Here is a 13615-nt window from a genome sequence, read left to right on the forward strand (position 1 = left end):
GTGCTCGCGGAACTGACGTTCGTCGCGCTGGCTGTCGTCGTGCTCGCGGCGGGGGCCGCGCTCACGATCGGCTGGACGGTGCTACGCCGCCGCTACGTAGACGAGATCGCTGATCGGGCAGCCTCTTTCGAGCGCGCGCGGCTCGCCGAGGACCTGCACGACCTGATCGGCCACGACCTGGCGCTGATCGCGGTGCAGGCCGGGGCGCTGGAGGTGGGCGGGAACGGGGGCGCCGCGCAGATCAGGGCGGCCGCCCACCGGGCGACCCTCTCGTTGCGTGAGGTCACCGACGTCCTGGGCGCATCCGACGCGCGCCTGGACGTCGCCGGCGCCGGGGTCCAGGAGGTCGTGGCCGCGGCACGCGCCGCGGGGATGGAGGTGGAGGCGCGGATCGCGGATCTGACCGGTGCCACACTGCCGGTCCAGCTGACCGTCGCCGGCCTGGTGCGCGAGGCACTGACCAACGCGGCCCGGCACGCGCCGGGAGCCCCGGTGAGCGTGACCGTCGCAGCGGACGACCGGGTACGGGCCGAGCTGAGCAACCCGGCGGCCGCCGCCCCGCGACGGCCGGGCAGCGGCCTGGCGAGCCTGCGCCGACGGGTCGAACTCCTCGGCGGCTCGTTCGAGGCGACGCAGGAGGCGGGCGTCTTCACGGTGCGGGCCGAGCTGCCGACCGCTCCCCGGGTGCGGGCCACGACCGAGCCGCGGCACCCGCCGTCCCCGACCGTCCAGCTCGCCCGGCGGGCCTGGCCGGCCGCGACCGCGGCCACCGTCGTCGTCCTGGCGTTCTACACCTGGGCGACGTACGGCGCGACGCTGGAACCCGGGCCTCGCCGGCTGCTCTCGGTGGGTCAGCCCGAGGCGCAGGCCGGCGCCCTGCTGCCCCGACGGCAGGCGCCCGTGCGGCTGTACGCAGCCCCCGCCGTCCCGGCGGCCTGGTCGTGCCGGTCCTACACGGAGGGCAACTTCCCGCTCGGTCTGGCCACCGTCCGCGTCTGTTTCGACGAGGGGAAAGTCGTTGCGGTACAAGATCTCACGGTGAACGCACGATGATCCGGGTCCTGGTGGTGGACGACGAACCGCAGGTCCGCACGGCCCTGAGGGAGATCCTCGCCTCCGCCCCCGACCTGCGCGCCGAGGACGAGGCGGGCGACGGCGACGAGGCGGTCCGGGTGGCGATCGCGACGCGGCCCGACGTGGTGCTGATGGACGTGCGGATGCCTCGTCGGGACGGGTTGTGGGCGGCGGCGGAACTGCTGCGCCGGCCGCAGCCACCGGCCGTCGTCATGCTCACCACCTTCGGCGAACGGGCGTACGTCGACGTCGCCGTGGCGGCCGGGGTGAGCGGGTTCCTGCTGAAGACCGGCGGACCGGACGAGCTGATCGCCGCCGTGCGCTCGGTCGCTGCGGGCGGCGCCTGCCTCGACCCCGCGATCGCGGCCGACCTGCTGAGCGAGGTCCGGACCGCCCGGTCACGCGGTGCCGCCGCGCGCCGCGCTCGCGCAGGGCTGACCCCGCGCGAGCAGGAGATCCTGACCCTCCTGGCCGAGGGGTTGACCAACGCCGAACTCGCGCAGCGCCTGCACCTGAGCGAGGGCACCGTGAAGGGCTACGTGAGCACCCTGTTGGCCCGGCTCGGCGTGCGGAACCGGGTCGAGGCGGCAATCCTCGGACAGCAGGCTCAGGGCTGAGCTACAGATCGACGCCCCGGAAGCCGATCTGACGCGCGGACCATGTCGGACGCACGGCGCCGAGCCCCGGTGTAACCGGTGGATGAACACGAGATTCGCGCCTGTCCCGACGGGCGCGAGAGGTGGGATGATCGAGACCGTGACGGACCTGCCTGCACAGACGATCTCGTACCCGGCGGCCGGGGCGCGCGCCGGCCGTGGCGCCCCCGACGTGATCTCCCCACACGTCATCACCCTGTTCGGGGCGACCGGCGACCTCTCGCGGCGCAAGCTGCTGCCGGGTATGGCGCACCTGGCGTCATCGGCGCTGGCGCCGTCGATCCGGGTGGTCGCCACGTCTCTGGAGGACATGGACAGCGACGCGTTCCGCGCGTTCGCCAAACAGGCCGTGACCGAGTTCGGCCAGCACGCGCTGTCGACCGAGCAGCTCGAGGCGTTCGCCGAGAAGATCGTGTACGTACCGAGCAGCGCCGGCCCCGAGGCCCTGGCGGCCGCGGTCGCCGACGCCGAGGAGCAGCTCGGGCCCGAGGTGCGCCGGCTGCACTACCTGAGCGTCCCGCCCAAGGCCGCGCTCGCCGTCATCACGATGCTGCGCGACGCGAAGCTGGTCGAGAAGTCGCGCGTGGTCATGGAGAAGCCGTTCGGCACCGACCTGGCCAGCGCGATCGTGCTGAACGACCAGGTCCACGAGACGTTCCACGAGAGCCAGATCTTCCGCATCGACCACTTCCTGGGGAAGGAGGCCGCGCAGAACATCCTGGCGTTCCGGTTCGCGAACGGCCTCTTCGAGCCGATCTGGAACCGTAACTTCATCGACCACATCCAGATCGACATCCCCGAGACCCTCGGGCTGGACAAGCGGGCGTCGTTCTACGAGGCGACGGGGGCCTACAAGGACATGGTGGTCACCCACCTGCTCCAGGTGCTCGCGTTCGTCGCGATGGAACCGCCGACCGCCCTGGAACCGCGGGCCATCAGCGAGGAGAAGAACAAGGTCTTCCGTTCGATGCTGCCGATCGACCCGCGCGACGTCGTGCGCGGCCAGTACACGGGCTACCTCGACGAGGAGGGCGTGGCCCGCGACTCCGACACCGAGACGTTCATCGCGATGCGGGTCGGCCTGGACAACTGGCGCTGGGCCGGCGTCCCGTTCTACCTGCGGACTGGCAAGAAGATGGCCGAGGGCATGCGCATCATCTCGATCGCCTTCAAGGAGGCGCCGCGCACGATGTTCCCCGCCAACTCCGGCGTCGGGGCGAGCGGTCCGGACCATCTGACCTTCGACCTCGCCGAGGACTCGAAGGTCTCGCTGTCGTTCTACGGCAAGCGGCCAGGGCCGGGGATGAAGCTCGACAAGCTGTCGATGCAGTTCTCGACGCACGAGACCGAGCGCGCCGGAGACGTTCTCGAGGCCTATGAGCGGCTGATCCTCGACGCGATGCGGGGCGACCACACGCTGTTCACGACGGCCGAGGGCATCGAGTCCCTGTGGGAGCGCTCGGCGCCGCTGCTGGAGGACCCACCGCCGGTGAAGCCGTACGCACCCGGTACGTGGGGGCCGAACGCGATCCACCAGCTGATCGCGCCGCACGCCTGGCGACTGCCGTTCGAGCGGGTCTGGCGGCAGAAGAAGTAGCTGCTCGATTTGCGGTGATCGGTTCCGGGGCTAGTTTTCTGATCATGACTGACGTCGACCCGACCGTCCCGGTCGAACCCTCGCCGCCCGCCAGCGTGCGGGAAGCCGTTGCGGTGCAACGGGAGTCGTTCGGCGGCCTGCGCTGGGGCTGCGCCTTCTTCGGCTGGCTGTCGGCCAACGGGCTCGCCGTTCTGCTGGTCGCGGTGCTGTCCGTCGCGGGCGTTGCGATCGGCCTGACCCAGGGGGTCAGCAGCGCGACGATCCAGCGGCGGGCGTCACTGGCCGCCGACGGCAGCCTCGACCCGATCAGCGTCGCGGGTGCGTTGGCCCTCCTCGTCGCCCTCTTCGTCTCGTACTACGCCGGTGGCTACGTGGCCGGCCGGATGGCCCGTTTCGACGGCGCCCGGCAGGGCACCGGAGTGTGGCTGATCGGGCTGGCGGTGGTCGTCGTCCTCGCGGTGCTGGGCGCGGTGTTCGGCGCGCAGTACAACCTGTTCAACCAGCTCGACCTGCCGCGCATCCCGGTCGACGAGGGGCAGGCGACCGTCGGCGGCGTCACCGCCCTGGCCGCCGTCCTCGTCGTGACGTGGGTCGGTGCGGTGGTCGGCGGCAAGGCCGGGGAACACTTCCACCGGCGGGTCGACCGGCTCGCCTTCCGGCCGGTCCCGGCCCCGGAAGCCGTCGAACCCGTCGAACCGGTCGAACCGACGCGCTGAATCCGGATGTATCAGCGGGGCAGGGGCTAACCCCCACCCCGGAACGAGGGGCAGCACGGTAGGCCGCGGCGTCGCGCGTTCGTACGCTGGCGATCATGGATGCCCCGCGGTCGGTCATGGTCTTCCGGTCGTTGTTGGGCAACCGCCCGCTGACCCGCGTGGCCCTCGCGTACACGATCTTCATCCTCACCGAGTACGCCGTGTGGATCGCGATGATCGTCTACGCCTACCAGCGCGGCGGGGTGGGTGTGGCCGGCGCCGTGGTGCTGGCCCAGCTGATCCCGGCGGCCCTGTTCGCCCCGCTGGCCGCGGGCATCGCCGACCGCCGCTCACCGGTGCTGCTGCTGGGCGGCGGCTACGTCGTCCAGGCCCTCGGCACCGGGGCGACCGCGGCGGCCATGGCCGCCGACCTGCCCTGGGTGGCGTACGCGGCGGCGGCGGTGGCGTCGACCGCCGTCACCACCACCCGGCCGGCCCAGGCCGCGCTGCTGCCCGCGCTGGCCCGCACCCCCCAGCAGCTGACCGCCGCCAACGTCGCGCTGGGGTGGCTGGAGTCGGGGGCCCAGGTGCTGGCCGGAGTGCTGTGCGGGGTGCTGATCGGACTGACCGGTCCGGCCGGCGTGTTCGTCGCCTGCGCGGCCCTGCTCGCCCTGGGTCCACTGCTGGTCGGCACCCTGCGGCCCGTCGTCACCGGCGGGGAGTCGGACGCCGGGCAGCTGGCCGACCTGCTCGCCTCGGCGAGGCTCGTGACCGGCAATGCCGCGGTACGCCTGCTGGTCAGCCTGATCACCGCGGTCGGCGTCATCATCGGGGCCGTCGACCTGCTCTACGTGGTGGTCGCCGTGGACGTGCTCGGCCGGGGCGAGGAGTGGGCGGGCTACCTGAACACCGCGTTCGGCGTCGGGTCGATGCTGGCCGGGGTGGTCACGGCCCTCCTGGTCGGCCGCCGGCTCGGGCGGCCGATCGTGCTCGCGGCCCTGGTCGTCACCGCGGCCGTCGCGAGCCTGGGCGCGCACACCGGCCTGGTGCCGACCGTCGCCTACTTCGGGCTGATCGGCGGCGGGCTGGCCGTGCTGAACGTGACGGCGCGGACGCTGCTGCAGCGCACCGTGCCGGTGCACGAGACCGCGCGCGTGTTCGGCCTGCTGGAGGGCCTGTTCATGGCCGGGCTGGCCGTCGGCACCGCGCTCGTGTCGGGGTTGCAGACGGCGTTCGGGACGACGGGCACCTTCGTCGGTCTCGCCCTGCTGCTGCCGCTGGCCGGCCTGGCCGGAGGACGCGCCCTGTTCCGGCTGGACTCCGAGGCGCGGGTGCCCGTCGTCGAGATCGCCCTGCTGCGCTCCTTGCCCCTGTTCGCCGAACTGCCGCTGCCGACGGTGGAAGGGCTGGCCCAGACCGTGCGGGAGGAGCGGTTGAGCGCCGGCACGATCCTGCTGCGGGAGGGCGACGTGGGCGACGCCTACTACGCGATCGCGGACGGCGAGCTCGAGGTGTCCAAGCACGGCGTGGTGCTGCGGCACTGCCGGCGCGGCGACGGGGTCGGCGAGATCGGCCTGCTGCACGCCGTCCCCCGGACGGCGACCGTGACCGCCACGACCCCGAGCACGGTCTACGCGCTGGCCGCCGAGCCGTTCCTGGCGGCGGTGACCGGGCACGTGGCCACGGGCCGGCTGGCTCTCGAGATCGCGCAGAAGCGCCTGGAGACGGAGCCCTAGGACGCCGGGGCTCAGGCTCGGCGTCAGGCGCGACCGCGGGCCAGGTCGATCAGGCGGTCGAGCACCCGGGCCCCGTCGGCCCGGATCGCGTTGTGCAGGTACTCGTTGGTCAGCCAGGGCCGCAGGCCCCGGACCAGGCCGGCCGTCGCCATCGAGTGCTCCGCCAGGACGTACGGGTCGTCCGCGTACACCGCTGCGGCGCATGGGATCTCGTTGGAGCGCAGGACGTCCTCGTCGTACAGGCGGGGCCATTCCCGCCCGGCCAGCAGGTCGGCCGTCTCGCGCAGCGGGGCCAGCGCGCCGTAGTCGGTGAAGGCCCACGGGAAGAGGTGTTCGCCGAAGAACAGGGTGACGTCGTCGGCGTAGTCGGACGGCATCACCCGCTCGCTCGCCCATCCGGTCACGCCGCCGTCGGCGTAGGAGGCCTCGTGCACGAGCGCGTAGAGCGGGTTGCGCGCGAAGCCCATCCCGGCCTGCACGTCGTGCCGGAAAGCCGGTGAGGTGATGGGGAGTTCGAGCAGGTAGTGCAGCTGGTCGGGCCCGTCGCTCATCCCGAACCCGTGGCCGGCGGAGCGGAACCGGCGTGAGGTGAGCCGGTCACCGGTCGGCAGCAGCAGCGGTTCGGCGTCCAGGGCGGCGTGGATCCGGCGCACCCGGTCCCGGTCGCCCGGATAGCGGGCGTAGTAGCGCTCGTTGCGCTCGCGCTGCTTGGCGAACGTGGCCGAGTAGATGTCGTCGACGGGCATCCCCACGGGCGGGACGCCCCCCGTGAAGAACGCCTCGCGCAGGCTGTCCGGCGCCGTGGACAGATAGTGCAGCGTGCAGAACCCGCCGAACGACTGGCCCAGGACGCTCCACCGCGTGACCCCGAGCGCCTCCCGGACCAGTTCGGCGTCCCGCACGATCGAGTCGGCGCGGAAGTGGGACAGGTAGTCGGCCTGCTGCTGGGGGGTCAGCCCGGACGACGCGAGCTCGGGGCCGACCGGCGTGGAGCGTCCGGTGCCGCGCTGGTCGAGCAGGAGCACCCGGTAATCCTGCAGGGCCCGGCCGAGCCAGCCCGGGCCGAGCGGGTCACCCGTGGGCCGGGCCGCCTCGAACCCCGGCCCGCCCTGGAGGAAGAGCAGGTAGGGACGGTCGCGGCGGTCGGGGTCGGACACCTCGCGGGCGAACACCGTGATCGTGGCCCCGCCCGGGTCGGCGTGGTCGAGCGGGACCTCCACCTCGTGCTCGACGACGTACAGGCCGGGGGTGCGCACCGTGACCGCCATACGAGCACCCTGCCACGCGACCAGTCGTTGGGCCGGACGAGCGACGGGCTGCGCCGGGCGGGCGACCCTGCTAGTGCACTGGGTAGTGGATCTCTCACTCTGGGTGTTCCGCGACCGAGGAGAGAGTTCGTGACCCTTCGTGCTGCCCGCATCCGCCGCATCGTGTTCACCGGCCTCGCCGGCGTCTGCGCTGCGACCGCCCCGATCGCCCAGGCCGGCCTGAGCCAGGCCGCGGCCGACCCGACGGTGACGCTCGGCGCCTCGAGCGCGCGTCCCGGCGTCCCCTTCACCGTCTCCTCGTCGACGGGATGCCCGAGCGACATCGGAGTGCAGGACGTGGAGATCGGCTTCACCGACAAGACGGACACGTTCTACCTGCTCGCCTCGCTGACCACGGACGAGGACGGCGCGTGGGACGCCGCCTCCGTGAGCCTGCCGGTGGCCGGGGTCGACGAGGACGGCGGCTGGGCGGGTGACGCGGTCGCCCCCGGCCCGGGCGTCGTGCAGGTCACCTGCTCGGTGTCCGACGACTCGGGCGACGACTCGGGTGACGACTCGGGCGACGAGTTCGAGAACTCCTCGGTGAACGACAACGGCAACGACTTCGGTGACGACACCGGGGACGACACCGGGGACGACACCGGGGACGACGAGGAGGAGCCCGGCGACGACTCGGGCAGCTCGATGACCACGCAGACGTACGCCGACCAGGCGCTGACGGTGAGCGGCAAGGCCCCGCAGCTGAACCTGGACCCGGCGAGCGTCGTCCCGGGCACGACCCTCACCGTCACCCCGGCCGAGGCCTGCGTGAGCGGAGCCACGGGCGCCGAGCTCACGCTCGTCGACCTGACCACCGGCGACGTCCTCGACGAGACCAGCGCCACCGGCGCCGACTGGGCCTCGGCCTCGCTGACGCTGCCGGCCGATGTCGACCCGACCGACTACGCCGTGACCGCCACCTGCGTGAACGGCGACGGCGACACGGTCAGCAGCTACGACGGGGAACCGTTCGCGGCCGGCACCGTGACCCTGGGCGCCCCGACCTGCACGGCCGACTCGACGACGTTGCTCGGCGGCACGTACACCGGCGAGGTCGCCGCCACGGTCGGCAAGAAGGACGTCGAGCCGAACGGCAAGGGCAGGCTGCGCCTGACCGGTGACGGCCCCTGGAGGGTCACGGTCTCCTCGGCCACGACCGGGATCACGCTGGTCAGCAAGACCCTGACCTGCCCGCCGCAGAAGTACGACCTGGACGTGCCCCGGACCGGCCTGACCGGTGGCGGCAAGCCGCAGGTCAAGGTCTGCAACAGCGGCACGCGCAGCGCGCAGGCCCTGCTCCAGTTCGCCACCGGCAAGAAGTTCCGGACGGCGGACGACGAGAAGCTCGCCTCGGGCGACTGCACCACCCTGACCGGCGACCGGCTGGGCAAGGGTGACTCGGTCCGGGGCCGGGTGCTCCTCAACGCCCCGGGCCGCGGCGACGACGAGGTGAGCGCGTCCTTCACCCTGAAGCGACCGCGGCACTGAGTTCACGGAACGCCCCGCTCGCTGTGACTTGAGTCACAACGAGCGGGGCGTTCCTCATCCCGGACGCGGGTTCACCCGATAGAGGGCACAGCACCTCCCCGCCCTGCAGCAGCCAGGGCTGCCCCGTCGTCCGTGAAGCCCGAGGTGAACCGCATGCCAGGCAAGGCCCGCCTCGCCGGACCGGTCTGGTGGACCGCCGCCGGCGCGAGCGCCGTCCTGGTCGCGACGGTGCTGGCCATGCTGGCGCTGAAAGACGTCTACCCGCGGGGCTCGGTGATCGTCGACGACCTCGGCGAGACCGGCGCCGCGGCCTGGGGAGCCCTCGGCTGCGCCTGGGGGGCCTGGTTCTCGCGCGGCCGACACCGGGTGGCACTGGCCTTCCTGGCCGCCGCGGCCGCGTCGTGGGCCTGCGGACAGGCGGTTTGGTCCCTCTACGAGGTGGTGCTGAACCGGGCGTCACCGTTCCCGTCGATGGCCGACGTGGGTTACCTGCTCTTCCTCCCCCTGGCCGTGGTCGGCGTATGGCTGCTGCCCTCCCCCGCCCCGCTCCACCTGCGTCGCCGGCAGATGCTGGACGCCGCCATGGTGGCCGTCGCCGTCACCCTGCTGTCCTCGTCCACGACGCTGGGCGCCGTCATCCACGCGGGGGCCGACTCGCCGCTGGCCTTCGGCATCTCCATCGCCTACCCGATCGGCGACATCCTGCTGATCTCCGCGACGGTGCTCGCCCTGGGCTCGAGCACGACCCGGCGCCTGCAGCTCGGCATGGTCACGGGCGCGATGATCTCGATGACCCTGGCGGACAGCGCGTTCGCCTACCTCACCGCCACGTCCGACTACGGCACCGGCAGCCTGGTGGACGTCGGGTGGTGCGTCGCGTTCTGCACGCTGGGACTGGCCGGGATCACGGCCGAACCGGAGACGTCCGAGGCGCCCGACACCCCCGCGCGTCGCCTCACCACGGACCTCCTGCCCTACGCCCTGGCCGCCCTCGCCGGGGCGGGCGTGCTGTACCAGTACTTCAGCGACGCCGAGGTGAACACCGCCTCCGTGCTCCTGGCGACCGCGCAGATCTCCCTCGTGCTGTTCCGCCAGTACCTCGCGCTGGTCGACAACATGAAGCTGAACGAGGCGGTCGCCGAACGCGAGGAACAGTTGCGGCACCTGGCCTTCCACGACGACCTGACCGGGCTGGCCAACCGGCCGCTGTTCGTCGAACGGGTCACCGAGGCCCTCGCCCGGCATGCGGCCGACGAGGCGCCCAGCGTCGCCTTCATCGATCTTGACGGCTTCAAGTGGGTGAACGACACCCTCGGCCACGCGCACGGCGACGAACTGCTGGTCAGCGTGGCCCGGCGGCTGCAGGGCGCCCTGCAGCCGGGCGACACCCTGGCCCGACTGGGCGGTGACGAGTTCGCCGTCCTGTTCACGGGTTTCCACGAGCCCGAGATCTCCGCCGCGCAGCTGGTCGACGCCCTCCGCACACCGTTCCACGTCGCCGGCCAGCGGATGCGGGTCTCCGCCAGCGTCGGCGTGGCCCGGCTCGAGGAGGCCCACGACGGCGAACGCCCCGGCGCCGCCGAGGCGGGCACCCTGCTGCAGCGCGCCGACATCGCGATGTTCATGGTGAAACGCGCGGGCAAGAACAACTTCCAGCAGTACAGCCCCGGCATGGGGCTGGAGGCCGTCGACGACCTGACCCTGCAGCACGCCCTCACCCGGGCCATCGACGCGGGCGAGATCAGCGTCGCCTACCAGCCCGTGATGGACCTGGCCTCGGGCCGCCTGCACGGTCTCGAGGCCCTGGCCCGGTGGCAGTACGAGGGGATGGACGTCGCCCCCGACGTGTTCGTGCCGACCGCCGAACGGATCGGCCGGGCCGGCCAGCTCACCGCGCTCGTGCTGGACCAGGCCTGCTCCCAGATGGCCGTCTGGAACGGCCTTCTCGGGCACCGCAACCTCACGGTGGCGGTGAACATCAGCCCGGCCGAGCTGGCCGACCCGACCCTGCCCGCCCGGGTCGGCGCGACGTTGCACCGGCACGGCGTCGACGGGCGACAGCTCACGCTCGAGGTGACCGAGGCCGGTCTGCTCGGCGACCGGAAGTCGATCCACGACGTGCTGGCCACCCTGCGCGGCCTGAACGTGTCGCTGGCCCTCGACGACTTCGGTACCGGCTACAACACGCTCGCCCAGCTGCTCACCGTGCAACTGGACACCGTGAAGATCGACCGGCTCTTCGTGCAGGACATCGACCGCGACCCGCAGCGGCGGGCGTTCCTCGAGGCCATGTTCAGCCTGCTGTCCCGGCTCGGGGTGGTCACGGTCGCGGAGGGCGTGGAACGTCCGGAGCAGATCGAGGTGCTGCGCTCGATGGGCTGCACCATGGCCCAGGGTTTCCTGCTCGGCCGTCCCTACAGCGGCGAGGACATGACGCCGCTGGTCGTCGACATCGGCGCGCAGACCCCGCCGCGTCCGGCCCCGCAGCGGCTCGACGACGGCGCCGACGCCGAACGGGACAGGAACGCGGACGCGGACTCCCGCGAACGGGCCCTACCCGGCCAGCGCACCACCTGACGATCCGTGTGAGGATCGCGCGGTGACTGACGACCCGGTACGACTCTCCACCCCCGCCGGCCGTTGGGTGCTCCTCGCCGCGGTGCTCGGCAGCGGCGTGGTCAGCCTCGACGCGACCGTGGTGAACGTGGCCCTGCCCACCGTGGGCGTCGAGCTCGGCGCCGACCTGGCCGGGCTGACCTGGGTGGTGAACGGGTACGCGCTCACGCTCGCCGCGCTCATCCTGCTCGGCGGGTCGCTGGGCGACCGGTTCGGCCGGCGCCGCGTCTTCGTCGTGGGCGTGACCTGGTTCGGGGTCGCGTCGCTGCTGTGCGGGGTGGCACCGAACCTGACCCTGCTGACGGCCGGACGGGCGCTGCAGGGAGTCGGCGGGGCCCTGCTGACCCCCGGTTCGCTGGCCATGATCTCCGCGTCGTTCCACCCCGACGACCGGGCCCGGGCGATCGGCGCCTGGTCGGGGCTGGGCGGCATCGCCGGGGCGATCGGCCCCCTGGTCGGTGGGCTGCTGCTGAAGCTCGACTGGCGCCTGGTGTTCCTGGTCAACCTGCCGCTGTGCGCCGTGGTCGTGGCGATCGCGGTGCGGCACGTACCCGAGACACGCGACCCGCAGGCGGCCCGGAAGCTGGACGTCGGGGGGTCGCTCGCCGCCGCCGTCGGTCTCGCGGGGGTGACCTACGCGCTGATCGAGGCGCCGGCGCGGGGGCTCGGCGGCGTGCTGCCCGCCCTGGTCGTCGGGGTGCTGGCGCTGGCCGCGTTCGTCGAGGTCGAACGGCGCAGCTCACACCCGCTGGTGCCGCTGGACATCTTCACCAACCGGCAGTTCACCGCGGCCAACCTGGTCACGCTGGCGCTGTACGCCGCGCTCGGCGCGGTGTTCTTCATGCTCGCCCTGACCCTGCAGGTGGCGGTCGGGTTCAGCCCGCTGGCCGCGGGCGCGGCCCTGCTGCCGATCACCGCGATCATGCTGCTGCTGTCGGCCCGGGCCGGGGCCCTGGCCGGCCGGATCGGGCCGCGCCGGCCGATGACGTTCGGACCGCTCATCGTCACCTGCGCACTGCTGCTGATGCTGCGGATCGGGCCCGGCTCCGGCTACTGGACGGACGTGCTGCCCGTCATCGTCATCCTCGGGCTCGGTCTCTCGCTGACCGTGGCGCCCCTGACCGCGACGGTGCTGGCCGCGGTCGAGGACCGGCACGCGGGGGTGGCCTCGGGAGTGAACAACGCGGTGGCCCGGACGGCGGGGCTGCTGGCCGTCGCGGCCATTCCGGTGCTCACCGGGCTGAGCGGTGAGATGTACCGGCAGCCGGGCGAACTCGCCCACGGCTTCCACGTGGCGATGGCCTGGGCGGCCGGGCTGGTGGCCGTCTCCGCGGTGATCGCCTGGTTCGCCATCTCCGACCCGGCCCCGGATGCGCCCGTCGCGGAGGAGGCCGAGGAGCCCTGCTACAACTGTCCGGTCACGGTGCCCCCGCCGAGTGTCCGGCAGTCACTGGGCGCCCGCTAGAGCCGAAGCCCCGAAGCCCCGAACAACCGTTTACGAGTGACCTTCGGTTGGAAATAGCACGCGAGATTCACTCGTCGACGATTGTCCCGCCGCTGTCGAACGGGTCAGATCGGGACAGCCGCGCCGGTCACCCGGACGCGGGAGTCGCCGGGGGTCAGCTCCACCGCCAGCCGCGACGGCCGGCCCAGCTCGTCGCCCTGGCGCAGCAGCAGTCGGGCCTCGTCGCCGACCTTGCCCAGCGCCCGCAGGTAGGCGCCGAAGGCGGCGGCCGCCGCGCCCGTCGCCGGGTCCTCGACGACCCCGCCGACCGGGAACGGGTTGCGGACCCGGAACGTGGTCGGGTCCGACGGCCAGGCCAGAGTGACGGTGGTCAGGTCCGCCCCGCGCATGATGCGGGCCAGCCGGTCGAAGTCGTAGGCCAGCGCGGTGAGCCGCTCCCGGGTGCGCGTGACGAGCACCAGGTGCCGGGCCCCGGCGTAGGCGATGCGGGGCGGGTAGGCCGGATGCAGTTCGGAGCCTGACCAGCGCAGGGCGGCCAGGGTCTCGGCCAGGACGGCGGGCGCCGCCTCCTCGACGTAGGGCTCGACGCTGGTGAGGGTCACCAGCACCAGCTCCCCCTCGGCCTGGGTCTCGACCCGGACGTCCCCGGAGAGGGTGTGAAAGGTGAAGCGGCCCGGACCGATCCGCCGGGCCAGCGCGGCGGCGGTGGCCACGGTGGCGTGCCCGCAGAAGGGCACCTCGGCCACCGGCGAGAAGTAGCGCACCGTGTAGCCGCCCGGGGCCGCCAGGTCGGGCCCCTCGGGCACCTCCGTGGTGACGAACGCGCTCTCGGAGTAGCCCACGGCGGTGGCCACGCGCTGCATCTGGTCGTCGCTGAGGCCCGCCGCGTCGAGCACCACCCCGGCCGGGTTGCCGCCGAGCGGGTCGGCGCTGAAGGCGGTGTATCGCTGGAGCGTCGGCGCGGCCATGGGGACATTCTGC

Annotated in this window: 10 protein-coding genes; 8 read left to right on the top strand and 2 right to left on the bottom strand. The window is 72.9% G+C overall.

Annotated elements, in window-relative coordinates:
* The 5 genes from ACIB24_RS00615 (at position 1) to ACIB24_RS00635 (ending at position 5758) form a co-directional block, all read left to right on the top strand.
* Entirely contained in the window at positions 1–1053 is a 1053-nt protein-coding gene (locus ACIB24_RS00615) for a sensor histidine kinase (protein WP_398273637.1), read from the top strand.
* Positions 1050–1691 carry a response regulator gene (locus ACIB24_RS00620; protein ID WP_398273640.1) on the top strand — a complete coding sequence of 214 codons (642 nt, stop codon included), beginning with the start codon at positions 1050–1052 and terminating at the stop codon, positions 1689–1691. Before ACIB24_RS00615 ends, ACIB24_RS00620 begins: the two co-directional genes overlap by 4 nt.
* Positions 1692–1830: 139 nt before the next feature.
* Positions 1831–3327, top strand: a complete 1497-nt coding sequence (zwf, locus tag ACIB24_RS00625; protein ID WP_398273643.1) for a glucose-6-phosphate dehydrogenase — start codon at positions 1831–1833, stop codon at positions 3325–3327.
* Positions 3328–3371: 44 nt separating this feature from the next.
* Positions 3372–4043, top strand: a complete 672-nt coding sequence (locus ACIB24_RS00630) for a hypothetical protein (protein WP_398273646.1) — start codon at positions 3372–3374, stop codon at positions 4041–4043.
* A gap of 95 nt (positions 4044–4138) precedes the next feature.
* On the top strand, positions 4139–5758 hold the full coding sequence (locus ACIB24_RS00635) for a cyclic nucleotide-binding domain-containing protein (protein WP_398273649.1): 1620 nt from the start codon (positions 4139–4141) through the stop codon (positions 5756–5758).
* 23 nt (positions 5759–5781) lie between these two features.
* On the opposite strand, the gene ACIB24_RS00640 is transcribed toward ACIB24_RS00635, so the two are convergent.
* Positions 5782–7026: an alpha/beta fold hydrolase gene (locus ACIB24_RS00640; RefSeq protein WP_398273652.1), complete on the bottom strand. Its 1245-nt coding sequence runs from the start codon at positions 7024–7026 to the stop codon at positions 5782–5784.
* Positions 7027–7155: 129 nt separating this feature from the next.
* Here ACIB24_RS00640 and ACIB24_RS00645 point away from each other — a divergent pair, with 129 nt between their 5' ends.
* From ACIB24_RS00645 to ACIB24_RS00655, 3 genes are all read left to right on the top strand, one after another.
* Positions 7156–8553 carry a hypothetical protein gene (locus ACIB24_RS00645; protein ID WP_398273654.1) on the top strand — a complete coding sequence of 466 codons (1398 nt, stop codon included), beginning with the start codon at positions 7156–7158 and terminating at the stop codon, positions 8551–8553.
* 153 nt (positions 8554–8706) lie between these two features.
* Positions 8707–11130: a putative bifunctional diguanylate cyclase/phosphodiesterase gene (locus ACIB24_RS00650; protein WP_398273657.1), complete on the top strand. Its 2424-nt coding sequence runs from the start codon at positions 8707–8709 to the stop codon at positions 11128–11130.
* A gap of 22 nt (positions 11131–11152) precedes the next feature.
* Complete coding sequence (locus ACIB24_RS00655) at positions 11153–12634, top strand: MFS transporter (RefSeq protein ID WP_398273660.1); 1482 nt, start codon at positions 11153–11155, stop codon at positions 12632–12634.
* Between the two features lie 104 nt (positions 12635–12738).
* Here ACIB24_RS00655 and ACIB24_RS00660 read toward each other — a convergent pair whose 3' ends face one another.
* Entirely contained in the window at positions 12739–13602 is an 864-nt protein-coding gene (locus ACIB24_RS00660; protein ID WP_398273663.1) for a PhzF family phenazine biosynthesis protein, read from the bottom strand.
* Positions 13603–13615: the final 13 nt, after the last annotated feature.

The organism is Spongisporangium articulatum (assembly GCF_044465595.1).
Taxonomy (GTDB): Bacteria; Actinomycetota; Actinomycetes; order Actinomycetales; family Kineosporiaceae; genus Spongisporangium; species Spongisporangium articulatum.